The 24,374-nt window shown below is 59.0% G+C and carries 16 protein-coding genes; 7 read left to right on the top strand and 9 right to left on the bottom strand.

The window, feature by feature from the left end:
• Positions 1-139: 139 nt before the first annotated feature.
• Positions 140-2,086, top strand: coding sequence for a molecular chaperone DnaK (gene dnaK, locus BGIM_RS0132665; RefSeq protein WP_020473866.1), 1,947 nt, complete (start codon positions 140-142; stop codon positions 2,084-2,086).
• Positions 2,087-2,275: 189 nt separating this feature from the next.
• Entirely contained in the window at positions 2,276-4,597 is a 2,322-nt protein-coding gene (locus BGIM_RS0132660; RefSeq protein WP_157369601.1) for a PAS domain-containing sensor histidine kinase, read from the top strand.
• Between the two features lie 9 nt (positions 4,598-4,606).
• On the opposite strand, the gene BGIM_RS0132655 is transcribed toward BGIM_RS0132660, so the two are convergent.
• Positions 4,607-6,892 (bottom strand): CAP domain-containing protein, encoded by a 2,286-nt coding sequence (locus BGIM_RS0132655; protein ID WP_020473864.1) that lies wholly within the window; start codon positions 6,890-6,892, stop codon positions 4,607-4,609.
• A 181-nt stretch (positions 6,893-7,073) separates the two neighbouring features.
• The gene (locus BGIM_RS0132650; RefSeq protein ID WP_020473863.1) at positions 7,074-7,322 is read right to left on the bottom strand and encodes a hypothetical protein; all 249 of its coding nucleotides are present in this window, start codon (positions 7,320-7,322) and stop codon (positions 7,074-7,076) included.
• A gap of 124 nt (positions 7,323-7,446) precedes the next feature.
• Between BGIM_RS0132650 and BGIM_RS0132645 the strand changes: the two genes are divergently transcribed.
• The 3 genes from BGIM_RS0132645 to BGIM_RS0132635 all read left to right on the top strand — a co-directional run bounded on the left by BGIM_RS0132645 (position 7,447) and on the right by BGIM_RS0132635 (position 13,105).
• Complete coding sequence (locus tag BGIM_RS0132645) at positions 7,447-11,379, top strand: fibronectin type III domain-containing protein (protein ID WP_162136313.1); 3,933 nt, start codon at positions 7,447-7,449, stop codon at positions 11,377-11,379.
• 32 nt (positions 11,380-11,411) lie between these two features.
• Positions 11,412-11,885, top strand: a complete 474-nt coding sequence (locus BGIM_RS0132640) for a GNAT family N-acetyltransferase (protein WP_020473862.1) — start codon at positions 11,412-11,414, stop codon at positions 11,883-11,885.
• 641 nt (positions 11,886-12,526) lie between these two features.
• On the top strand, positions 12,527-13,105 hold the full coding sequence (locus BGIM_RS0132635; protein ID WP_020473861.1) for a response regulator: 579 nt from the start codon (positions 12,527-12,529) through the stop codon (positions 13,103-13,105).
• A 100-nt stretch (positions 13,106-13,205) separates the two neighbouring features.
• Here the strand turns inward: BGIM_RS0132635 and BGIM_RS0132630 are convergent, their stop codons facing one another.
• The 4 genes from BGIM_RS0132630 to BGIM_RS0132610 all read right to left on the bottom strand — a co-directional run bounded on the left by BGIM_RS0132630 (position 13,206) and on the right by BGIM_RS0132610 (position 15,987).
• On the bottom strand, positions 13,206-14,087 hold the full coding sequence (locus BGIM_RS0132630) for a phosphoribosylaminoimidazolesuccinocarboxamide synthase (RefSeq protein WP_157369600.1): 882 nt from the start codon (positions 14,085-14,087) through the stop codon (positions 13,206-13,208).
• A gap of 8 nt (positions 14,088-14,095) precedes the next feature.
• Complete coding sequence (locus tag BGIM_RS0132625; RefSeq protein WP_020473859.1) at positions 14,096-14,830, bottom strand: pyridoxine 5'-phosphate synthase; 735 nt, start codon at positions 14,828-14,830, stop codon at positions 14,096-14,098.
• 1 nt (position 14,831) lies between these two features.
• Positions 14,832-15,476, bottom strand: coding sequence for a hypothetical protein (locus BGIM_RS0132620; RefSeq protein ID WP_020473858.1), 645 nt, complete (start codon positions 15,474-15,476; stop codon positions 14,832-14,834).
• 187 nt (positions 15,477-15,663) lie between these two features.
• On the bottom strand, positions 15,664-15,987 hold the full coding sequence (locus BGIM_RS0132610; RefSeq protein ID WP_020473857.1) for an HU family DNA-binding protein: 324 nt from the start codon (positions 15,985-15,987) through the stop codon (positions 15,664-15,666).
• 236 nt (positions 15,988-16,223) lie between these two features.
• Here BGIM_RS0132610 and BGIM_RS0132605 point away from each other — a divergent pair, with 236 nt between their 5' ends.
• Together BGIM_RS0132605 and BGIM_RS0132595 are read left to right on the top strand one after the other, a co-directional pair.
• Positions 16,224-17,696, top strand: a complete 1,473-nt coding sequence (locus BGIM_RS0132605) for a coiled-coil domain-containing protein (RefSeq protein ID WP_020473856.1) — start codon at positions 16,224-16,226, stop codon at positions 17,694-17,696.
• A 304-nt stretch (positions 17,697-18,000) separates the two neighbouring features.
• On the top strand, positions 18,001-18,270 hold the full coding sequence (locus BGIM_RS0132595; protein WP_020473854.1) for a hypothetical protein: 270 nt from the start codon (positions 18,001-18,003) through the stop codon (positions 18,268-18,270).
• 89 nt (positions 18,271-18,359) lie between these two features.
• Here BGIM_RS0132595 and BGIM_RS0132590 read toward each other — a convergent pair whose 3' ends face one another.
• The 3 genes from BGIM_RS0132590 to BGIM_RS58685 form a co-directional block, all read right to left on the bottom strand.
• Positions 18,360-20,537: a glutamine synthetase III family protein gene (locus tag BGIM_RS0132590; RefSeq protein ID WP_020473853.1), complete on the bottom strand. Its 2,178-nt coding sequence runs from the start codon at positions 20,535-20,537 to the stop codon at positions 18,360-18,362.
• A gap of 121 nt (positions 20,538-20,658) precedes the next feature.
• Entirely contained in the window at positions 20,659-21,012 is a 354-nt protein-coding gene (locus BGIM_RS0132585; RefSeq protein ID WP_020473852.1) for a P-II family nitrogen regulator, read from the bottom strand.
• A gap of 97 nt (positions 21,013-21,109) precedes the next feature.
• Positions 21,110-23,692: an ammonium transporter gene (locus BGIM_RS58685; protein ID WP_157369599.1), complete on the bottom strand. Its 2,583-nt coding sequence runs from the start codon at positions 23,690-23,692 to the stop codon at positions 21,110-21,112.
• Between the last annotated feature and the right edge of the window lie 682 nt (positions 23,693-24,374).

The raw sequence follows: 24,374 nt of genomic DNA, 5'->3' as shown, positions 1-24,374 counted from the left end.
GCCAAGCGATTGAAGCACGATTGAGTGTCCCGTCTGGATGAAGCGAAAAACAAGCATCGGCGGCTCACCGATCATTTCCCAAATTTGAATCCGTTTGTCAGTTGATTGAACAGACAAACCTTGAAAGGCACCCACTAACATGGCGAAAGAAAAAATCATCGGTATTGACCTCGGCACGACCAACTCCGTCGTCGCCGTGATGGAAGAAAGCGGCGAAGTCAAAGTCATCACCAACCAAGAAGGCAACCGGATCACCCCGTCGGTGGTCGCCTTCACGGACAAGGGAGACCGTCTGGTCGGCGACCCGGCCAAGCGACAGGCCGCGCTGAACCCGAAGCGGACCATTTACTCGATCAAGCGATTCATGGGCCGACGCCACAAGGAAGTCGAGTCCGAAGAAAAGCTGGTTCCGTACAAGATCGTCGGCGGCCCGAACGACCTCGTGAAGGTGGACATCGACGGCAAGCCGTTCAGCCCGCCGGAAATCTCGGCGATGGTCCTTCGCAAACTGAAGGAATCGGCCGAGGCTTACCTCGGGCACACCGTCCGCAAAGCGGTCATCACCGTGCCGGCCTACTTTAACGACGCCCAACGACAGGCGACCATCGACGCGGCCGCTGTCGCAGGCTTTGACACGGAATGGGAACTGGAAGACCCCAAGACCGGCAAGAAGAGCAAGCAGCGAATGCGGATCATCAACGAACCGACCGCCGCTTCGCTGGCCTATGCTTTCGACAAGAAGAAGAACCAAAAGATCGCCGTGTTCGACTTGGGCGGCGGGACGTTTGACGTCTCGATCCTCTCGATCGACGACGAAGGAACCTTCATCGTCAAGTCCACCAACGGGGACACCCACCTCGGCGGCGACAACTTCGACGACGTTCTGATCGAATGGATCTGCTCCGAGTTCCAGAAAGAAAACAAGATCGATCTGCGAAAAGACGCGACCGCGCTTCAGCGGATCAAGGAAACCGCCGAACGGGTGAAGAAGGATCTTTCCAGCCAGGCGACGGCCGACATCAACCTGCCGTTCATCACGATGGATCAGTCCGGGCCGAAGCACATCATGCTTTCCCTGACGCGGGCCAAGTTCGAGCAAATGGTCGAACACCTGATCGAACGCTGCAAGAAGCCGGTGCTGGATGCCTTGAACGACGCGGGCATGAAGCCGACCCAAATCGACGAAGTCGTGATGGTGGGCGGGATGACCCGGATGCCGCGTGTCCAGCAGATGGTGAAGGATCTCTTCGGCAAGGCCGGTCACTACGGGGTGAACCCGGACGAAGTGGTCGCGGTCGGGGCGGCGATCCAAGGCGCTCAACTTCTGATGGGTAGCCAGTCTAGCATCCTTCTTCTTGACGTGACCCCGCTGAGCCTCGGCATTGAAACCGAAGGGGGCGTGATGAGCGTGCTGATCGCCCGCAACACGACGATCCCGAAGAAAGCCAGCCAGACCTACACGACCGCCTCGGACAACCAACCCGGCGTGCAGATCCAAGTGTTCCAAGGCGAACGCCCGCTGACTTCTCACAACAAGAAGATCGGCGACTTCCACTTGGAAGGCATCCCCCCGGCTCCTCGTGGTGTGCCGCAGGTGGAAGTGACCTTTGACATCGACGCCAACGGCGTGCTGCATGTCTCCGCGAAGGACAAGAGCAGCGGCAAGGAAAGCAACATCCGCATCGAAAACTCCTCGGGCATGAACGCCGATGAGATCGAAAAGATGAAGCGGGATGCCGAACTGCACGCCGACGAAGACAAGAACGCGCGGGAACTGATCGACGAGAAGAACAAGGCCGACAGCCTGATCTACACCGTCGAAAAGACTCTCCGCGACGCTGGCGACAAGGTGAGCGAAGCGGACAAGGCTCCGATCACCGCCGGTGTCGAGAAGCTTCGGAAAGCGAAGGACGGCACGGATGTGAAAGCCATCCAATCGGCTTTCGGCGAACTCGAACAGGCCATGCACGCGATGAGCACGGCGATGTACTCCAAGGCCGGCGGCGAAGGCGGGGCCGGAGCCGCCCCCCCGGCTGGCGGAGCCAAGGGGGACGACGTGGTTGATGCCGAGTTTGAAGTGAAGTAAGCGATTGGTGAATGTGAGCTCACAGGCCGCGCCGTTCATACGGCGCGGCCTGTTTCGTTTGCACTTCTTGATGGCGAGCGGCGGCGAATGATTGCAGTTCGGCAGGCCGGGTTGTAAAGTTCCGTTACGTCACGGGTGAATGGCCGCTCTCCGTTGCCGTCGCCCGCCGTCTCTTTTCTCTTGGTGCTCATGATTGACACCATCACCGGACTCATCGATCCCCTGCCCCTCTTTCAAGGCCCGTCTCTTCCGGGCTTGATCGTCGGATTTCTGTCCGGGGCGCTGGCATCGGTGATCGCCGTTTACTTTCTGACCGGCCGATCGCATTCAAAATCATTGGAAGCGCGTCTGTTGGAATCCCAGCGAATTGCGGAGGTTGGCGGCTGGGAATGGAATCCTGTCACCGGCGAAGTCTGGTGGTCGGAGGAGCATTACCGGTTGTTCGGCGTCGACCCCGGCACATTCACTCCGACCTATGAGGCATATCTGGCGATGGTTCACCCCGAAGATTTGGAAGCCGTCCGCGAGGAGACCGCCAGGGTGATGGCGGGGGCATCCGCTTATGGCCGTGACTATCGCATCATCCGTCCGGACGGGGAAATCCTCTGGCTTCAAAGCCGGGGAGTCGCCACGCGGGATGCCGACGGCCGGTTGATTCAACTCTCGGGCACCGATCAGAAAATCACCGCACGAAAGCGGGCCGAGCTGGACCTGAAAAGCATCCGAGAGCGATTTGAAGTCGCCGTTTCCGGCGCGAGGGATGGCATCTGGGACTGGGATGTGGCCGCCGGGGCGATTTATTTGTCCCCCCGTTGGAAAGAGATGCTGGGTTATTCGGATGCCGAACTCTCGAATGATTTTGGCGTTTGGGAAAGCCTGCTGCATCCTGACGACCGGGCAAACGCAATGGCATCCCTTGATGCGTATTGCCGGGGGTCGCTCCCTGTTTACGAGATTGAATTCCGGATGCGGACAAAATCCGGAGACTGGCGTTGGATTCTCTCACGGGCGACGGCCACGCGGGACGAAGCCGGGCGGCCGCTGCGAATGGCTGGTTCCCACACGGACATCACCGAACGTCGTCGCTCGGCCGACGAACTGGCGACGAACAAAGCCCTGCTGAATTTGTTCGTCAAACACGCCCCGGCGGCCATCGCCATGCTGGACACGGAGATGCGTTATGTGCTCGCCAGCGATCGTTGGCTGACAGATTACCACTTGCATGGCCGAGAGATCATCGGCCGCTCGCATTACGATGTGTTCCCGGATATTCCGGATCGCTGGCGGGAAATCCATCGCCGGGTGTTGACGGGAGCCGTCGAAGCCTGCGCGGAAGAGGTGTTCCCCGGAGAAGAAGGGGGGCTTGAATGGCTTCAATGGGAGGCCCGGCCGTGGTTGAAGCCGGGCGGCGAGATCGGCGGGCTGATCTTCTTCACTCAATTGATCACGGAGCGAAAGCGTGTCGAGGCGGCCATGCGGGAAAGCGAGGAACGATACCGTTCGGTCGTTGAATCATTGGCGGAAGGGATCGTCGTGCAGGATGCAAACGGGCAGATCATCGCCAGCAACAACCGCGCCGGGGAAATTCTTGGTTTGACACAGGAAGAAATCGCGAGACGCACTTCACTGGATGAACGGTGGCGGTCCTTCCACGAAGACGGAACACCATTCCCCGGCGAAGAACACCCCGGCATGATCGTCCTGAAAACCCAACAGCCGGTTTTCAACACACTGATGGGTTTTCACAAACCAGATGGCGAACAGAGGTGGATCACGGTGAATGCCGTGCCAATCCGAAACCTCTTCCCGGCGACGGACGGAAAGGCGGCGGTTGTCACTTCATTCCACGACGTGACGGATTCCCGGCGACTGAACGAACGCCTTCTCGCCTCTGTCCGCGAGAAGGAAGTGATGCTCAAAGAGATCCATCATCGTGTGAAGAACAATCTGGCCATCACAATCAGCCTGTTCAATTTTCAGATGCGGGACCTGCCGGACGGTCCTGGCCGTGAAGCCATTCGCCAGGCACAGGACCGCGTGCGGACGATGGCGATTGTCCACGAAATGCTGTACCAAACTTCGTCCCTCTCCGAACTCGATCTGCCGGGTTATGTCGGCCAGTTGGTCCGCCATCTGGCCAGCGGTTATTCCGTCAGTGATCGGATTTCCATCGAACTCGATGTTTGCCCGGCGGCCCTGCCATTGGCGGCGGCCATTCCCTTCGGGCTCATTTTGAACGAAGTTGTGTCCAATGCCTTCAAGCATGCGTTTCACGATCAACGACGAGGCACGCTCAAGGTGTCCGTCCGCTCGATGGAGGGCAAGATCATTTTGAAGGTTCAGGACGACGGAGTTGGCCTGCCGCCGGGGATCAATCCGTTTAAATCACGGTCGATGGGATTGCGGCTGGTGCGTGAACTGGCCAACCAATTGGACGGCGTGGCCGAGTTTGCGCCAAGTGATCAAACCATGTTCCGGCTTGTTTTTCCGATCAGTGCTCTGCCCGCCTGAAGGGAAAGGTTATCCCACGGTCGTGGTGGCGGCGTCGGCCGCGAGGCTGAACGCGGTTGTGCCGCCGAATCTCGCGCTGGTGGAAATGTTATACATCCCCCCGGCGGTTCCTTGCGTTTGATCCCACGCCCGGAAAATGATTCTCGCCGCAAGCGGGTTGGCCACCGCCGTGAGTGTTCTCACCCGGATCAGGTCCGTGTCTCGAAGCAACCGGGCCGACGTCACAGAGGCCAAACTCAAATTCAACCAGGTTGTCCCTCCGTCCGTCGAATATTCCCACACATAAGCCGTGCTGCGGGTCACGCCAATGATGGCCATCCCCCTGACCGCTCCGGCGTCCACATCCGTCACCGAGGAACCCAGAAGAGCCGCGACGGTGGTTTGAGTGATGGAACCGATCGGACCGCTGACGGGGGCAAGCGTCGGAGACGGGGTGATGTTCAAAACCGGGGCATCATTGACCGGATTGATGGTTTGTGACATCGTCACCAATTGCGTGCTGAACGCGGTCCCCCCGCCGATATTCGCGGCATTGGATACATCCCAACGCCCGGCCAGCGTCCCCTGGCTGCGATCCCACGCCCGGAAACTGATGCTCACGGTTCCGTTAAAGTTCCGGCCGGGGAGGAAGCGAATGTAGTCGGCTCCGCGCAACAGAAACGCATTCGCCTGACTGACGGCCCCGATGTTGGTCCAAGTCGTCGATCCGGAATAACGATACTGCCATGTCCCGTCGGCGGTGTTTGACAGGGCGGTGATGGCCACCCCGTTCGTCGTGACGGAATTCGGATCAACGAAACTCTTGCCGAGCAATGTGTTGATGGTCGTCCCCGGAGGAACGGCATCTTCGGCGATGGCCGGGAACACGCCCAACTTGGTCGCGTCAAGGACGGGAGCGGTTTGCACGCGGACGGTGGTGGTTTCGGTGGCTGTGCTGAAAGCCGTCGAACCGCCCGCCGGTGTCACGCTGCCCGTTGAACCTGGTGTTCCCGCGGTGCCGTCCCACGCTTTGTAACTCAGGGTGGCGGCACCGGCGAAACTGGCGACCGGCACGAATCGGACCAAGGCCGTGGGCGGCAGCAACCGGGCCGAGGTGGTTGACACCGTGCCGAAGTTGGCCCATGTGCCGCCGTTGTCCGTCGAGAACTGCCAGTTGCCGCCGGGCGGCCCGGTCATCGCCGTGACCGCGATTCCGATGGTGTTGCTCGGATTGGCATCCGTGACAACTCCCGCAATCAAAGCGCTGACGGCGGTTCCGGTCGGGTTGCTATTCCCCGTCGCAATGGGCGGCAGCGTCTGCACCGGCGTGATGTTCAACACCGGGGCCGAGTTCTGGCTGGCGGTCACCCCGGAGACCACATCGACTTTCACGTTGGCCGAGCCAATGGTGACGGTGCGCGTCACCGGGGAGGCCAGCCCGCCGCCGCTGTAGGTCACCGTATAGGTGCCTGAGTTCAGGAAGGTTTGGTAGCCACCGGCCGTCATGCTCGTCAACGTGCGGTTGAACCCGCCGGCCTCGGCCACTTGGATGTTGACGTTCCCAAGCCCCTCGCCGGCGTTGTAAAACGTGTTCGCATTCAAATCCTTGAACACGACGCCGAGCAAATACCCGCCGCCGGACAACCCGGAACGGTTGCCAAAGTCTTCCGTGATGACTTGCGGCCCGACGTCCGTGTTTGGATTCGATTCGTCGGTGATGGTGATGCCAACTTCGCGGTAACTCCCGCTCATCATGTTGTTGCGGTGGCCGGGGGGGCTTTGGATGCCGCCGGTGGCCGACGACCCGCCCCAATCAATGGCGAACCCGGCATGTCCGTAGAAAGTGCTTTCCGAATAAGCGTAAATGTTCTCGGCGATGTTGGTCCACCCGGCATAGCCCGCCGAGGTGGCCCGGCTGCCAAGGTCTTGCTCGCCGGGCAATTGATGCGACTGCGTGTCGGCCGCGATCATCGCATTGTTATGATTGGCCGACGACGTCATCAGATTGTCGTTCCACGCCAGCGGTTGAACGGGCGTGAGGGCGTTCCACTGGCTCCGCAACGTCGTGAGATTAACCCCGAAGAAGGAAAGAGCGCTGTTGACATCCGCATCGTTTGATGAAACCAACCGCGCATACTGGTCTTGGGGGGCGGTGCGCAACTGATTGATGAGTTCGAGCATTTCCTGCTCGGCCCCCGTCGGGTTCAATGCGGGAACTTCGCGGCTTTCGAGCGTTTGCAGGCCGAGGATTTTTCGGTGGTTGGTCCGGCCTTTGCGTCCGGACGTGATCCCGCCTCGCCAGAATGGAATTTTCATGATCCGATTCCTGATGAAGGACTTCGAGGGGGAGATTGGAAAATCTAACACACCGTCTGGCAGTATACGGCCGGACTAAATGGAAAAACCGGAAAAATCCACACGACTATGCGGCGGATAATCGCAATTCAGACAAGATTTAATCAACCGGAGAAGATGGGCTGACAGCGAAGTGTTCTTGTCAGATCAGACCAATTCTTGAAAGCTCATCTGATGAATGGCATCCTCGCAGCAAACTTTTGGGACTTTTCAACAACCGCGCGAAGCATGTTCGGATCAGATGAAAATCATTGCCGAAATCATCTGAAAAATCGGAAGATTCCTTAAAGGCGTTATAGCGGTAATTTTCATCATCGGTTAAAACCACACCATCTCGCAAGTTCTGCGGACAGGCGTAACCGCCTGGTGTTGATGTCATTTGATTCAGCATTCCTTCGGATCAACGTCTCGCGAGCCACACGAATTACTTCGATTTTCTTTCCGGTGAACGTATGTTTGACTGGCAGTTTCCGCGCGCTCGTCGCCGTCAGGCGGGTCAGGTCGGATGTTCCGCGTTGGTTGGTCAATTCGGACTGATGGCTTTGGAAGACCGCGTTGTCCCCGCCAGCGTGCTTACCTCCCATAACGACATTTCCGGGACCGGAGCCAACCTCGCGGAAACGACCATCAGCCCGGCCAACGTCCGTGCGGGATCGTTTGGCAAACTGTTTGTCAATGCCGTGGACGGCCAGGTTTATGCGGAACCGATTGTTTGGAATGGCATCCCGGCCGCCAACCGGACCCGGCCGGATGCGGCCAATGTCGTCTTCGTGGCCACGGAACACGACACGGTTTACGCCATCGCCACCGACACGGCTCTTGCCGGGACGGTGCTTTGGTCACGCAGTTTTTTGGATATCCGCAACATCAACGGCCGCGTCAACAATCCCGAGGGAGCCACGTCCATCTCAACGCTCTCGTCGACCGACGTGGCGACGATGGACATCACTCCCGAGGTCGGCATCACCAGCACCCCGGTCTTGGACACTCAAACGGCCACGTTGTACGTTGTTGTCAAAACCAAAACCGTCGTTGGCGGGGTGACCCATTACATCCAGCGATTGCACGCCCTGAACACGGCCGATGGCAGTGACCGGGCCACCCCGTATGTGATCGGAGACACCACCCTTGGCGTTTACGGGAACGCCACGGATCGCACGGCGATCTTCGTGTACGGAACCGGAGATGGCAGCTACCCGGACACGTATTACCACACCAACCGCACGGTCGTCACGTTCAACGCGCTGAGAAGCAACCAACGCTCGGCCTTGCGATTGGTCAACGGAGAAGTCTATGTGGCCTGGGCCTCCCACGGGGACAACGGACCGTACCACGGTTGGGTGGCCAAATTTGACGTGAGCAATTTGTCGCAGGGAATTCGGCTGTCGGGTGTTCTCAACACCTCGCCGAACAACGGCCAATCGGGGATCTGGCAAAGCGGGGGCGGCCTCTCTTTTGAGCCGGATGGCAGCGCGTTTTACTTGGAAACCGGCAACGGACAGGGAGGCGCGCCACCTTTGGGAGCGGACGGTTTCCCCAGCAACGGCAACTACAGCGAAGCCGTGATGAAAGTGATCGCCGATCCGAATAGCACGGCCACGAACCAAAACATCAACGGATGGGGATTTCGAGTCTCCGACTACTTTGTGCCTCACAACATCGAAGCCCTTGATGCCGTGGATGCCGATTTTGGCTCGGGCGCCCCGTTGGTGCTGCCCGACTCCGCCGGGATTCCCGGCCATCCCCACTTGTTGATCGCCGCCGGCAAAGAGGGAAAGATTTATGTCCTCGACCGGGACCACCTCGGCAAATTCAACACATCAACCGACGATGTGGTCAGTGTCACCCCGCTGAAATTCCTGAACGGGGTGTTCAGTTCCCCGGTTTGGTTCAACGGGGCGTTGTATTATGTCGGCGCTTTTGGCGGGAAGGCGAAACGGCTCACTCTCAATCAAAACGGCGAACTGGTCACCGCCTCCGAAACACCCACCAACACCTTCGGCAACCTGCCCGGTTCGCCAAGCATCTCATCCAACGGCACGACCGGAGGGATTGTCTGGCTGCCAAACCGGGACATGAATACCCTTCATGCCTATGACGCCAACAGCCTGACCACGGAACTATGGAACAGCGGGCAAGACCCGGCCGACAATCTCGGAGCGGTGGTGAAATTCGCCATCCCGGCGGTCGCGGACGGGCAGGTTTATGTCGGAACCGGGAACAGTCTGGTCGTGTACGGCTTAAAACCGGCGGTGAACGCCCTGCCCCTCACTCCAACCGGGCTCACCGCCGTCACGCTCTCCAGCACATCGATACAACTGTCATGGGTTGACCCGACGACCGCCCCCAACACGGCCACGGGCTACGCCATCGAACAATCCACCGATGGCGTTACTTTCGTCCCCGCCACGACGGTCCCCTCGGGCACCGGTCAGGCGATTGTCGGCGGGCTGACACCACTGACGCCTTATGTCTTCCGGGTTCGCGGTTTCAATGGCTTGGGCAATTCCCCGTTTTCGGCAACAGCCGCCCAAACGACCTCCGGCCAGCTCGCCATGCTCGATTTCACCGGTGGATTCGCCGGTTCGCCCGCCCTGCTGACCTACAACGGAAACGCGGCCGTCAACGGAATGGCGGCAAGAATCACGGACGGAACCACCAGCAAGGCGGGAAGCGTCTTTTCCACGCAAACCGTGGACATCAGCCGGTTCACCACGCAGTTCACCACGCGACAAACCGGGCCCGGTGACGGGATGACCTTCACCATCCAGGCTTATTCGCCAAACGCCCTCGGCCAGTTGGGCGGCAGCCTCGGATATGGAAACAAGCAAAACGGCGGGGGAGGCATCCCGAACAGCGCGGCGATCAAACTGGATATTTTCGGTTCCTCCGGCGAACTGCCCACATCCACCGGTCTCTACATGAACGGAGCCTATCCGGGAAACACCGGGGCTTCCGATTTGCGGGCGGCCGGGGTGATCCTGAATTCCGGGAACGTGATGCGGGTGGCGATGAGCTACGACGGCTCCAATCTCACCGTGACCATCACGGACACCGTGACCGCCAAATTCTTTACGCGGATTTATCCGCTGGATCTCCCGGCCGTCATTGGAACCCGGAACGCTTATGTCGGGTTCACCGGTGCCACAGCGGGGCTGACGGCCGTTCAGGATGTGTTGAGTTGGACGTTTTCCCCGAATGCCGTCCAGACACCGGCGACGCCGGCCGCCCTCGGATCGGCCACCGCATCGGCGACCTCTGTTTCTCTGAATTGGACAAACACCGCCACCAATCAAACCGGCTATCAACTTGACCGGGCCTCCAATGCGGCGTTTACGCAGAATCTCACCACGCAGAATCTCCCCGCCAGCCCGGCAAACTTCACGGATAACGCCCCCGGTCTTTCTCCCGGAAACACCTATTTTTACCGAATTCGGGCGACCAACACGGCCGGACCGTCAGCCAACTCCAACACCACTTCGGTGACGATTCCCCTGGCTCCGGCCAGAGCTTCCGATGTGATGGTCACGGGCGTTTTCTCATCGCATATCGACTTGCAATGGACGGACAACGCGGGCCTCTCCGCCTCCGGGTATCGGATTCTCCGGGCGATCGATCGCGGACTTTTCTCCGAGCTGACGACGCTGCCGCCCTTCAACACCGCCGGGCCAAACACCTATGTTTGGAGCGACACGAGCGTCGCGCCGGGCCACTTTTACGAGTACCACATCATCGCGTTCAACGTGTCCGGGTACAACGACTTCGTCGGCGGGAACGCCACCACGCCGTTGCCATCAGCGGTTGATCTCGGCGGTGGTTTCACGGGAGCCACCACGCTGAAATTCAACGGCAGTGCCGCCATCAACGGTTCGGCGGCGAGAATCACGGATGGCGGGGTGGGCAAGACCGGAAGCGTCTTTACGAATCAGACCGTCGATGTGAGTCAATTCCGCACCGAGTTCACCTTCCGACAAACCGGCAAAGGCGACGGCATGACCTTCGCCATTCAGGCGAATTCGCCAACGGCCCTCGGTCGCGGCGGCGGCAGTCTGGGCTATGGCACCGACCCCGGCGGCAAACCGGGCATCGGCCTGAGCGCCGCCATCAAGTTTGATCTTTTCAACAACGACGGCGAAGGGTCCAGTTCGACCGGCTTGTACTTGAACGGCGCGTATCCAACCTCCGCCGGATCGGTCAATCTGCAAACGGCCGGGATCACCTTGAATTCCGGGAACCTCATGCGGGTGGTAATGACATACGATGGAACGACATTGAAAGTGACCATCACGGACACCGTGACGAACCGCTTGGTCACCCAGAGTTACGCCGTCAGCCTGGCTTCTGTGCTCGGGACCACGAATGCCTATGTCGGATTCACCGGGGCTTCCGGCGGCCTCACGGCAGTGCAGGATGTGTTGAGTTGGACCTACGGGCCGAACACAGTATGATCCACCTGCCAAAACCACTGACATGAGAACACATGATCCGACCCGCCATCCCCGAGGACACCGAAGCCCTGCTGGCCATGACGGCCGCCACCGGCGTGTTCAAGCCCTTTGAAGTGGACACGCTCCGCGAGGTGTTGGACAGCTACCACGAATACAACCGCGAAACCGGGGATCGTTGTTTCGTGATCGAGTCCGACGGGGAAGCTCTCGGCTTTGAATATCACTCGCTCGAACCAATGACTGACCGATCATGGATGCTTTGGTGGATCGTCGTCCGGCCCGACAAACATGGCCGGGGCCTTGGCCGACAGTTGATGGCCTTCATGGAAGAGGACGCCATCAAGGCCGGGGCACGGGTGATGTTTCTCGAAACATCTTCGCTGCCAAGCTACGAGCCAACGCGGCAGTTTTATCTCTCGGTCGGCTATGAGATCACCGGACAAATCCGGGATTACTACGCTGCCGGGGACGACATGGTGATGTTCCGCAAGCCGCTCCAAGGTTGAGAGATTCTTTCCCAATTTCCCACGGCGGGTCTTTCTTTCCAATCGCCGAAATTCCGCCACTTTGCTTGCCAATTCCCCATCTTGTCTTCTTCAAAAATTGGTTTGCCATCACGACTAGAATGCGGCGGGATGGCGTCGTCCTCCCGGCCGGAATAATCGTTGTCACCCAACGGCCGGTCCTGCGAATGGCATCGCTTTCTCCATTCTTCCGTCAAGGACCGACGGTTCCGCGAACGACTTAATCAGTGGTTGACGCGATTGGATGTTCAGAGGTCAGGGAAGACCTTGGACACACAACCCGCGAGAACCCTGTGACCGGCGTCATGGCCCGCATCCGACAGAGTCTTCCAAGTTGGTCTCTTTGACTTATCTTGCGAGACACTCCCGTCCGATGAAGAGTGTCGTCGAAGCAGAAAAGGAATTCGTGGGACGGGTCGTACCCCCCCGACAATCAGGTCCCCCGGCCAGATTGTCGAAACCGTCCCCCACCGACAACAGCCTTGCCCTCCGGGCAGCGCGAACCCCGACGGCGGAAGTGGCTCCGCAACAGGGTTTTCGCCAGTTCCCGGCGGTGCGGCGAACCTTCCGGCGGAGGTTCGGCGGCACGGCAAGGCGACGTGAGAAATCTGGAGTGCCTGCCAATGAAAAAAGTGTTCACCACGGGACAGGTTGCGAAAATTTGCAAGGTCGCTCCCCGTACGGTGTCGAAGTGGTTCGACAGTGGTCGTCTCCGCGGATATCGCATCCCCGGCAGCCAGGACCGTCGTATCCCCCGCGAGCAGCTCATCCGTTTCCTGAAGGAACACGGCATGCCGCTCGGGGAACTTGAGGAAGAAGAATGGCACAAACTGCTCGTCATCGGAGCGGAAAAGCTGTTCATCGACCGTATGCGGGAAATCCTTCCCGAGTCCGACGATTACAAATACGAAATTGCCCAAAGCGGGTTTGAAGCGGGCATCATGGCCGAAAGCTTCCACCCCGACACCATTATCATCGATCTGGCCCTGGGCCGCAGCGAGGCCATCCAGATCACGTCCAACCTCCGCAAAAACCCGGCCTACGAGACGACCATGATCGTCGGCCTGGCGAGCGAGGACGAACCGGCTCCCGAGAAATTGACGGAGTACGGCTTCAGTGAAGTGTTCAAGAAACCGTTCGACGTGGCCCTGCTTGCGGAACGCATCCGCACGCTGGCCGACGCCAAACGCGATGACATGTGAACTGACTAACGCAGGCACTCATCGCCGGACCTAACCACACGGTCTGATTCTTTCCCGGAGGGATTCGGGCGGGATCAGGCCGTGAGGCCGTTTGTCAGGCTCAAGAATCCAGTGATTTGCCGGCAATTCTGATCAATGCTTCCAGATACTTTTCACGAGATTTCGCCACCACCTCGGCCGGCAATTCCGGCGGCGTGGAGTTCTTGTCCCATCCCGAAGTTTCCAGCCAGTCGCGCACATACTGCTTGTCGTAGGAAGACTGCCCCCGGCCCGGTGCGTAATCATCCCCCGGCCAGAAGCGTGAACTATCCGGCGTCAGCACTTCATCGATCAAAATGAGTTCGCCGTCTGGCAACCGACCCCATTCAAACTTGGTATCGGCGATAATGACGCCTTTGGCTTTCGCCATCACGGCCGCCCGATGATAGACGTCGAGGCTTCGCGTCTTCAATTCCGTGGCCAGCGGTTCGCTGACGACTTTTGCCATCTCCGCGAAGGAGACGTTTTCATCATGCCCCGATTCGGCCTTGGTCGCCGGGGTGAAGATCGCCTCCGGCAGTTGCTCGCTTTCACGAAGCCCGGCCGGGAGATGAACACCGCAAACGGCCCCGGTCTTCTGATAGTCCTTCCAGCCGGAACCCGCGAGATAGCCACGGACGACGCACTCGAACGGCACGACTTCGCACTTGTGAACGAGCATCGAACGGCCGGCGAGTTGCTCCGTTTGGAAGGCCGGAGGATAATCCTTGAGTTCCGTGGAGATGACGTGGTTTTTGATTCCAAGCGTTCGGAACCAGAACAGACTCAGTGCCGTGAGAATGCGTCCTTTGCCGGGAATTGGCGTGGAAAGAATATAATCAAAAGCACTGATGCGATCCGTGGCGACAATCAGGAGACGGTCACCCAAATCGTAAACATCCCGCACCTTGCCACGCCGACACGAATAACCGGGGATGTCACTTTGGAACAAGGCGTTCGACACGGGGAACCTCAAACCTGTTTCGGAAAATGTTCGCTCATGGCCGTCTTCATGTCCCGCACGGCCTGCGCCATGCCGACAAGGACGGCTCGGGCGACGATGCTGTGCCCGATGTTCAACTCTTCGACATGCGGAAGCCGGACAACGGGTTTCACATTGATATAGTTCAACCCGTGCCCCAAATGGACATGCAAGCCGCTTCGATGGGCGAGGACGCACGACTCCCGAAGCGTGGCCATTTGGCCGGCGACGGCCACCGGGTTCCGGGCCTCGGCATAAGCGCCGGTGTGAAACTCAACGGCCGTCACGCCGCATTCGGCGGAGGCTCTCACCTGATCGACATTCGGATCGATGAACAGGGCGACGACGATCCCGGCATCTTGCAGCATCCGCACGGCGTTTTTCACGACGGCGAATTGCCCGACGACATCAAGCCCCCCCTCGGTCGTCAGTTCCTGCCGTTTTTCCGGCACCAGTGTGATCTGATCGGGTTTGGCCCCGATGGCAATGGCCATCATCTCCGGGGCGGTGGCCATTTCCAAGTTCAACCCGGTCGGGACGGTCTCCCGCAGGATTCGCAAGTCGCGGTCGTTGATGTGCCGACGGTCTTCCCGCAGGTGAATCGTGATGCCATCGGCCCCCCCTTGAAAGGCCAGCGCGGCGGCCGTCACCGGGTCCGGTTCATGCGAGCGGCGGGCTTGCCGAACGGTTGCCACATGGTCGATGTTTACCCCAAGCCGCATCATCTCACTCAACTCCCTGACGTTCCATGCCCGCGTTCTCGGCATCCAGATGCACATACTGCGTGGGCAATGTCAACGCCGCATGACCGGCCGCGACGTATTCCGCGATGGATTGCCGGTATCGGCCGATCTCGCGGCCAATCACTTTGTAAAGCAGCACGGCCAGGACGATCTCGACCAAACGTTCCAAGATCGGACTGATGACCGGAAACACAAAGAAGTAATTGAAAAACAGGTAGGTCGCCGCGAACATCCCGAACAACACCGGGACCATCAACTGCGTGCCCCGCCGGATGCGGTATCGGGAATCCAGATACATCCGAAGGGTGGTGACACACTCGCCCAGCAGATCAACCAACAGCCAAGGGCGGTCCAGTTGTCGGGCCACTTTCAAGGCGGTTCCCAAAACGGGCAACGCCGTTCCTTCCGGGAACCGGCTTTCACCGCCGTGGCCCGTCGATGACCGGCGGTCCTTGATCTCGCCGACGACAATTCCGGCCAGTTCGCCGACCGTTCGCCTCACTTCGCCGATTTCCTCTTCCAGACGATGCACCCGGTCCCGGAGGGGGTCCTCGACGGGGTCGATGGTGTTTGGTCCGACCCGATGGGACGGAACATAAGGCTCATCAGCCATCAGCGGGGCGGTCATGGTTCGCCCTTTCCTGAACATGGGCTATGGGGTAAGGAGAGATCCCCGACATCCTGTTATTCGTCACGATACCACAGGGCTTGCCCCCCGACCATGCGAACGGGGGGAAAACAATCGCCGGAAAAACGAACATGGCCCGTCTCCATGACGAGACAGGCCAAGAATCACCGTGGTTCGGCGAATAATCTTACAGCAACGATTCAACGAAGGCCTTGCCGGCGCGGGCGCGAACCTTCACACTGGCCGGTTTCGGCTTGGTGATGATGAATTCGCCCGGCTTGAAGGGGTTGGCCTTCTTCTCGCCCCCCTTGCTGGCCTTCTTTTGCGTGGCGGTCAGCTTGACCAGGCCGGGGATGGTGATCGCGCCGGGTCCCTTCTTGTGAAGCTGCTTGATGACGATTTCGGACAACGCTTCAAAGAACTTCTTGACGTCGGCCTTGCTGAATTCCGTGGCCGCGGCAACGGCTTCGTACACGGCGGCCTTGGTCATCGGCTTCGTCGCCTTCGACATAGTTTTTCCCCTCAAAAATACGGAGTTTTCGATCAATCGCTACAGCGAAAGTAAGGGGACAAGCCGAACCTGTCAACGGAAACCACTCGATTTTCCCGGATTTTTCCGGGGATTTCGCATTTATTCTAACAATACCTCCTGAAATCCCGGTGATTTGTCGTCTCCGGCTTCCCATGACCGGGGATAACCCCGGACAATGACATTCTTGACGCCCGCACCGACCGGACATCGAAAACATGCAAACACTTCATCGATTGATCGGCCTTTTGGAGATTGGCGTCGCCATCACGCTGGTCGTCCTTGGCGCCCAAATTCCGGGAGAGGACGAAGTGACCGCCGGATTCGCCCGGACGGGCCGGCTGACGGGCGGCGCGGAAAAGGAAATCGGCATGCTCCGCGAACAGGTCGATCAACTTCGGCGACAGGATTTCGCCAGCCGGGCCGAAAAACTTCGGACGCATACCCGCACCGTCAGCGAGACCGCCACCAAACAACAGCTTGATTTTCGCACCATCGAGGCGATGGCCCAGGCGATGGGGGACGTTTCCAAGGCCATCAAGAGTTGGTCCGAAACGATTGACACGGATCGCATGAAGACCATCGCCACGGGGTTCGCCGCCACCGCGACGATGCTCGACAACAACGCGGCCGCCTCCGAGAAGGCGGCCGATGAAGTCGATCAAGCCATGAATTCCATCGCCAAAGACGGCGCGCGGCTGGCCGAACTGTTGAAGCAATCTCCCCCGGACCTGAAGGCCGCGAAGATCGTTTATGACGGTTTGGGAACATTTGACGCGGGCTTGGAAAAGCTCGACGATCTCATCAAGGCGGAACGGGTCGACTCCATCAAAGAGGGGTTGGCCGGTCTTGACGAATCCATCACCGGGACGGCCGGTCAGGTCGAGAAGCTTGGGAATGTGACCTATCCGGTGATGACGATCAACGGGTTGAAACCCACCATCGAAACCAAGTCTTTCTGGCCGGAAGCCCCCAAGGTGGCCGAGGGGTTGAAGAAAGCCTCGACGGGCGTGCAGGCCACCAGCAAGGAACTGGATCGCGTGGCCAAGTCCCTGCCGGAAGTTCGCAAAGCGCTGGCCGAAAGCCGGAAATCCATCGCCCGCAGCCGGGAATCGGTCGGATCGGCCCTCAAACAACAAGCCGAGGCCGAAAAACTATTGGTGGCGATTCCAAAGGAAATCGCGGAACTGGCCGAGGGTTTGCCAAAGATCGGCAAATCGTTCTCCATGATCTTGCGAGAGACGAAGAAGCTCAAGGAACTGGCGGCCGCCATGCGGGCCACCCAAGCGATCTTGGAGGAAAATTTGAAGCGCTGGCCAGAAGTGGCCAACGGCTTGAAAAAATCGGCCATCGTGCTGGATCAAGCCCAAGCCCAATTGCTGGCAGCCACCAAGAACCGCGATCAATACGAACAAGCGATGGCCAGCACCTCGCAGGTGGCAAAATCCTTCGCCGATCTCCTCCCGGAGTTCACCGAACAACTGGACAGCCGGTTGGAACAGCAACACGCCTCCCTCAGCCAGATGGAACATGGCTTGGGAGAAATCAACACGTCGTTGCCGCAAGCCGAAAATCAGACACTTCGCCTTTTGCGAACGGTGAAATGGCTGCTCTGGCTGGTCAGCGGATTGATCCTGTTGCACGCCCTCACCGTCTTTCGATCAACAAAGCCCAAAGCGGAAATCGCTTAAAAACAGGCCATATTGGCTGTCATACACGAACCCAGTGTGGGTGTCGCATCTGAACAGCACAGCCTGGGAATATCAGAGGCGGCAGCGTGAGCGACGCCCAACCTTCCCGGGGGATGTTGCTGACCGCATGTTTCGACCGCTTTCCCGGCCCGGGGGTGGGCGTCGCTCACGCTGCCGCCTCTGACAAGCAATCTTCCCTCGCCGGACTGTTCAGATGCGACACCCACGCCGGGTTCATGTATCAGATTGTGTTTCACCGGGCAAATGATCCACCCTCCATTTCCAGCAACATGAGGCAAGCGAAATGATCGGAGCGATTGCCGGGGATGTGATTGGTTCTGTTCACGAGGCAACGGCGACGAAAACCAAACGCTTCCCGTTGTTCACGCCCGAGTCGTGCTTTACCGACGGTGATGCGGACACACTCGCCTGCATCGCCGGTGCAGTGGCGGGAGTGTATTACGGCATACCAGCCGAGATCGAATCGGAAACACTTTTGCGACTCGATGATCCGTTGCGGGAAGTCGTCATTCGGTTTCGAGAGCGATTTCAATCGACGCCGATCAAGAAGTAAATTGTCATCAAACTGGCAGTCATCTTAAACGAAAAACGGCCCCGGTTTCCCGGGGCCGTTCACGTCTCAAACGATGTTCGCAAAAGCGATTAACGAATGAACAGCATCTCACGGTAGGTCGGGATCGGCCACAGGTCGTCGGCCACCACGGTCTCCAGTTTGTCGGCGGCCTTGCGGACGTCGAGCATCTTCGGGAGCAGGGTGTCGCGGGCGTACTTGGCGTGGTCGATCAGTTCGCCTTCCGTGTGATGATGCAGGGCTTCGCACAACGCGCTGGTCGCCTTCGAGAGATCGGCCAGGCCGGTCGAGACGGTCTTCAACAGATCGGTCGGCCCTTCCACGCCGGCGGCCTTGCTGGCGTTCACGGCGGTGGCCAGTTCCGTTTGGAACCGGATCACGGCCGGGATGATCATGGTCGAGGACATGAACTTCGTCAGCTTGGCCTCGATGGCCACCGTCTTGACATAGTGTTCGCACAAGATGTTGTAACGGCTGGTCAATTCCCCTTCGGTGTAGACCTTATACTTCCCGAACAGGGCGATCGATTCCTTGCTGACAATCACTGGCAACGCATCGACGGTGTTCTTCAGGTTCGGCAAGCCGCGTTTTTCGGCTTCTTTGTGCCATTTTTCGGAGTAGCCGTCGCCGTTGAACAAAACCTTCTTGCTGTCTTTGAGAATCCCCGGCAGCAGGTCTTGAATGGCGGCATGCAGGGTCTTGCCGGACTTCACGGCCGCCTCAAGGGCGGTGGCGACGAAGTCAAGCGACTCGGCCACGATTGTGTTCAACACGGCGTTCGGTCCGCCGATGGACTGCGAACCGCCGACCGCGCGGAATTCAAACTTGTTCCCGGTGAAGGCGAACGGGCTGGTCCGGTTGCGGTCCCCGGCGTCCTTCGGCAGCTTCGGCAGCACCGTGACGCCGACTTCCATGTGGCCCCCCTGCTTGGTGGAGGTGGGCGATCCCTTTTCCAACTGGTCGATCACATCTTGAAGCTGATCGCCGAGGAAGATCGACATGATCGCCGGAGGGGCTTCATTCGCCCCCAACCGGTGGTCATTGGCGGCCGAGGCCACGGTCACCCGCAGCAGTTCGGGGTACTTGGCGACGGCGCGAATGACGGCCGTGGTGAACACCAAGAACTGGGCGTTGTCGTGCGGCGTGTCGCCGGGGTTGAGGAGGTTTTCCCCTTCGTCCGTGGACATTGACCAGTTGTTGTGCTTGCCGGACCCGTTGATCCCGGCGAAGGGTTTTTCATGGAAGAGGGCGGCCAGGCCGTACTTCGGGGCCGTCCGGCGGATGACTTCCATCACGAGATGGTTGTGATCCGTGGCAATGTTCGAGTCTTCGTAGATCGGCGCGATTTCGTACTGGCCGGGGGCCACTTCGTTGTGCCGGGTCTTCGAGGGAACGCCGAGCTTGTAGAGCTGAATGTCCACATCAGCCATGCACGCAATCACCCGTTCGGGGATCGCGCCGAAATATTGGTCTTCCAGTTCCTGGCCCTTGGGCGGCGGGGCGCCAAACAGGGTGCGGCCGGCGTTCAGAAGGTCGGGGCGGAGGAAGTAGAATTGGCTGTCGATCAGGAAGTATTCCTGTTCCGGGCCGACCGACGTGTTGACCTTGCTGACATTCTTGCCGAAGAGTTTCAAAACCCGCTTGGCTTGAATCGACAGCGCGTCAATGGACCGCAACAGCGGAACCTTCTTGTCGAGGGCTTCGCCGGTCCAAGACACGAACGCCGTCGGGATGACGAGCGTGGCCCCGTTCGGGTTGTCCATGATGTAGGGCGGGCTGGTCGGGTCCCACGCGGTGTAGCCGCGGGCTTCAAACGTGGCCCGGAGACCGCCGGAGGGGAAGGAGCTGGCGTCCGGCTCCCCCTTGACGAGTTCCTTGCCGCTGAACTCGGCGATGGCCGAGCCGTCGGAGTTCGGGGAGATGAACGCATCATGCTTTTCGGCGGTGATGCCGGTCATCGGCTGGAAAAGGTGGGTGTAGTGCGTGGCCCCTTTTTCCAAAGCCCAATCCTTGAGCGCGCTGGCGAAGGCGTCCGCGATTTCGTGGGACAGCGGTTCGCCCTTCTTGATTGTCTTCTGAAGGGCTTTGAAGATCGGCTTCGGCAGGCGTTCCCGCTGGCTGATCTCGTTGAACACATTGGAACCGAAAATGTCCTTGAAATGCAATTCCTTGAAGTCGATGAGATCCAGCTTGGGTTGCGAGGAGGCAATCTTCTGGATGATTCCACTACGTCCGGACGGCTTGGCCATGGGGTGCAAATCCTTGTTTGATGAAGAGGTTTTAGTGGGTGGCTGTCAACGAAAGCCGCCGAGAGGGCGCTCGGCGATGTGTTACGGTTTGCAAATCAAATGTCCAGAATGCGGGACGGGTTCAGGGGCCGATGGCCGTGCTGCCCCGTTCGCCGGTGCGAATGCGGACGGCGTCTTCGAGCGGCAGCACAAAGATCTTCCCGTCACCGATTTGTCCGGTGTCCCCGGTGCGGGCGGCGTGGATGATGGCTTCGACGGTGGCTTCGACGAACGCCTCGTTGACGGCGATTTCGAGCTTCACCTTCGGCAGCAACCGGATTTGGATTTCCTGGCCGCGGTACACCTCGGTGTAACCCCGTTGACGGCCGCAACCACGGACGTCCGAGACGGTCATCAGGTAAACGTCCACCGCGTTCAACGCCTTCTGAACGTCTTCCAGTTTCTCCGGTCGGATAATTGAGACAACAAGTTTCACGTGCGGTTCCAGTTTAAGGGAGGGATCGGTGAGCGACTGAATCGGAGTACGAAGAAGCCACGGAGAGGTCCGACCCCTCCGCGGCGCGACACGTCGGTTACTCTTCCACGCGGACCTTCAACGGCTTGCCCAGTTTCTTCTGGAACAGACGCTGAATGCTCGCGGAAACGGTCTTCGGATCCCCGCCCCGCAGCCGGAAGCGGTTCCCCTGCACGGTCGTCACATACGGGTAGACGGCCTTGAAGTCCGGGTCAATCGGCCCGTCCTTCGGTTGGCAGAGGTCGGACCAGGCGTGCATCAGGCCGCCGTTTTCGATTCCCTCGACAACCACCTCAAACCGCTTGCCCCCCGGAGGAACCTTGGCCGATTTCGGCGTGCTGGACGTCCCGACCGGGATCGCGTCGATCCCGCCGAAGTCAAAGCCGACTTCGCCGTGCTCGGTGCGGTCCAGACCGTCGTTTTCGTCTTCCTTGCTCGTTGTGAAGTTGCCGAGCGTGATGACCTGAACCAAGATGGCCAGGATCAGGCTGATGACGAAGGAGAACACGGCCGAGAACACCGAAGCCTTGATCTGGATCATCACCTGCTTCATCGGGGTCCGTTCGACGGTGTCATCGCCGATGGTTTCCTTCTTGTAAGCGGCGATCTTGTCCTCAAGGGACTTCTTGTCGGCCTTCGCGGCTACCCAAGCCTTGTGGGCAACGTCGTGGGTGTAAAACACCGGGGCCAATTCTTTCTTGAGCTTGTCAAGAGCTTCCGTCTTTTCTTCAAGAGTTTTCTTGACTGGCTCGTAAGCCTTCTCTGCTTCCTCGGCGGCCTTCTTGGCTTCGGCGAGTTTCTTGAGAAGATCCGCGTCCTTTGGAGCGTCAGCCAACGAATCTTCAATCTTGTCCACAGCCGCCGCGGCGTCGTCGGAAGCCTTCTTCTTTTCCGTCAGCGTGTCTACTTCCTTTTGCAACGGCTCGATCTTCGTGTTCAGTTCAGCCACTGGCTTGAATAGCGTCGGCAGGGCATCCGCCTGCTTCTTGATATCGGCATCAGCCGACTTGATTGCCTCCGGGGTGCTCTTGGCCTTGTAGCCGGAGACCGCGAGATAACCGTCGGCGCTGGCCGTTTGAACGGCCGCGTAGCTCAAGAAGCCCGTCAGCACGGCGCCCAAGAACCCGCCGACCCCGTGAACACCGAAGGCGTCCAGCGAGTCGTCGTATCCGAGCATGGCCTTGACCTGCACAGACATGTAGCAGACCACACCGGCAATCACGCCGATGGCCACGCCACCCCACACATAAACGAATCCGGAAGCCGGGGTGACAGCCACCAAGCCGGCCACGATCCCCGAGGCCAGACCCAATGCGGTGGGCTTGCCTTTGAAAATCCACTCAACGACCACCCAGCTAATACCGGCGGCGGCGGCGGCGGCTTGAGTCGTCGCAAAGCCGGTTCCGGCGAGATGCGAGGCGTTCAGAGCCGATCCGCCGTTGAAACCGAACCAGCCGAACCACAGCAAACCAGCGCCAATCAGCGTGATCACCATGGAGTTCGGGTGCATGGCGTGTTCGGGATACCCGTAACGCTTCCGCAAGGCGACGATACAAGCCAGACCACCGAAACCGGCCGCAATATGCACGACCGTTCCGCCGGCGAAGTCCAAAGCCCCCAGTTTGCCCAGCAAGCCGATGGCCGAACCGCCAAGGCCCTTCACATAGTCTTCGGGGACGGCGGCGAACCAGTCAAACGCCCAAACCATATGGGCGAGCGGACAATACACCAGCGTGATCCACAACAGCATGAAGATCGTCCACGGCCAGAAGCGAATCCGCTCGGCGATGGCCCCGGAAATCAATGCCGGGGTGATGATGGCGAACATGCCTTGGAACATCACGTGCATCAGGACGGTGATGTTGTACCCCGGCAGGTAATCGGTCGGGGAGATGCCTTTGAGGAAGAACAATTTCCAATCCCAGCCAATCAACCCGCCATCCTTGACACCGAACAAATCGATCTTCAAGGCGGATGGGCCAAACGCGAGGCCATAGCCAAACGCGAGCCAGTAGACACCGATGATGCACATGGAGGCATAGCTCTGCATCATGGTCGCCAGAATGTTCTTTTTGCGAACCATCCCGCCGTAGAACAAGGCGAGGCCCGGCGTCATCAGCAACACAAAAGCACAGGCCACCAAGATCCAGGCCGAGTCGCCCGTTTTCATTCCTTCGGTTTTGGCCGTGTCCCCGTTGGCTTTCGCGGCGGCCGCATCATCCACGCCCTTTTGAGCCAGAGCCTTGACTTCCGCAAGGGGATCAGTCTTCGGTGGTTCTTCCTTCTTTTCCTCGGGCTTGGGTTCCGGCTTCGGCTCGGGCTTGGGTTCCGGCTTCGGCTCGGGTTTCGGATCAGCCTTCTTGGGCTCTTCCTTCTTGGGCTCCTCTTTCTTGGGAGACTCCTTTTTTGGTTCTTCCTTTGTGGAAGGAACCGGATCAAACGTCAGGTCTTTCTTGGGGGTATCGGTCTTTTTGGGCTCATCGCCCTTTTTGACCGGTTCCTTGGGATCAACCACCCGCGGTTCGGGACCGGGAATCGGCGTCGAATCCTTTTTGGATTCCTGGGCGCCGGCCAGACCGGCCAACATGATGATTCCCACCGTTGCCGTAAGCAGACGGGGAGAGGAGAAAAACCTCGACACTCGAAGCACCTCCACGTGGAAGAAAGCAAGTCAAAGAATGCCGCATGTACGAGCGGTTGTGTCCTTTTGGAAAAGCAACCGAGATGCCATCTGGGGCAAACAGAGCGTGTTCGGTTGCGAAAAACCGTGGCACTGCGGAAAACTCAGTCAAAAAATGCTCGAAAAAAATGCGAAGAAGCGGATATGGCTATAACCAAAGCATCATTCATTGCGCAACAATGAGGCAAAAACTGCACAACCAATAATCACACTGTACCAAAAGCAAGTTTTCACGCCGTGCTTTTGTCGCGAGCCTTTCAATCGCAAAACCGCCCCATCCATCACAGCCGACACAGATTCACAACTTTCCGTTATTTTTCCGGCTATCCCAGAAAACCTAACCGCCGGATTATCCGATGTAAACGCTCGACACGAAATCTGCGGCCATACTCATCGACGCGTCATGTTCAGGGGATTCGGAAGGAACCGACTCCACGCCTGATGAGAAAGCCCGCTTTGCAGAAGAGGATCTTATGTTCGACGCATTTTGTCTGGGCGTCGTGCTGGCTGTGGGGCAGGGAACGCCGACCGACCCGACCCTGTCGCTGCCGCCCGAACTTCCCCGACAGGCGACGGTGCCGAACGTGGCCAAGGAAAGCCCGTTGACGATGCCGCCGCTGATGCCCGCGCTGCCGACGACCCG

Source organism: Zavarzinella formosa DSM 19928, from assembly GCF_000255705.1.
GTDB classification, from domain to species: Bacteria; Planctomycetota; Planctomycetia; order Gemmatales; family Gemmataceae; genus Zavarzinella; species Zavarzinella formosa.
This window is presented reverse-complemented; position numbering and strand designations above follow the sequence as displayed.

Excerpts from the sequence above, each read along its gene's own strand:
- dnaK (WP_020473866.1), top strand. The coding sequence starts at position 140 with ATGGCGAAAGAAAAAATCATCGGTATTGACCTCGGCACGACCAACTCC.
- BGIM_RS0132660 (WP_157369601.1), top strand. The coding sequence starts at position 2,276 with ATGATTGACACCATCACCGGACTCATCGATCCCCTGCCCCTCTTTCAA.
- BGIM_RS0132655 (WP_020473864.1), bottom strand. The coding sequence starts at position 6,892 with ATGAAAATTCCATTCTGGCGAGGCGGGATCACGTCCGGACGCAAAGGC.
- BGIM_RS0132650 (WP_020473863.1), bottom strand. The coding sequence starts at position 7,322 with ATGCTGAATCAAATGACATCAACACCAGGCGGTTACGCCTGTCCGCAG.
- BGIM_RS0132640 (WP_020473862.1), top strand. The coding sequence starts at position 11,412 with ATGATCCGACCCGCCATCCCCGAGGACACCGAAGCCCTGCTGGCCATG.
- BGIM_RS0132635 (WP_020473861.1), top strand. The coding sequence starts at position 12,527 with ATGAAAAAAGTGTTCACCACGGGACAGGTTGCGAAAATTTGCAAGGTC.
- BGIM_RS0132625 (WP_020473859.1), bottom strand. The coding sequence starts at position 14,830 with ATGATGCGGCTTGGGGTAAACATCGACCATGTGGCAACCGTTCGGCAA.
- BGIM_RS0132620 (WP_020473858.1), bottom strand. The coding sequence starts at position 15,476 with ATGACCGCCCCGCTGATGGCTGATGAGCCTTATGTTCCGTCCCATCGG.
- BGIM_RS0132610 (WP_020473857.1), bottom strand. The coding sequence starts at position 15,987 with ATGTCGAAGGCGACGAAGCCGATGACCAAGGCCGCCGTGTACGAAGCC.
- BGIM_RS0132605 (WP_020473856.1), top strand. The coding sequence starts at position 16,224 with ATGCAAACACTTCATCGATTGATCGGCCTTTTGGAGATTGGCGTCGCC.
- BGIM_RS0132595 (WP_020473854.1), top strand. The coding sequence starts at position 18,001 with ATGATCGGAGCGATTGCCGGGGATGTGATTGGTTCTGTTCACGAGGCA.
- BGIM_RS0132590 (WP_020473853.1), bottom strand. The coding sequence starts at position 20,537 with ATGGCCAAGCCGTCCGGACGTAGTGGAATCATCCAGAAGATTGCCTCC.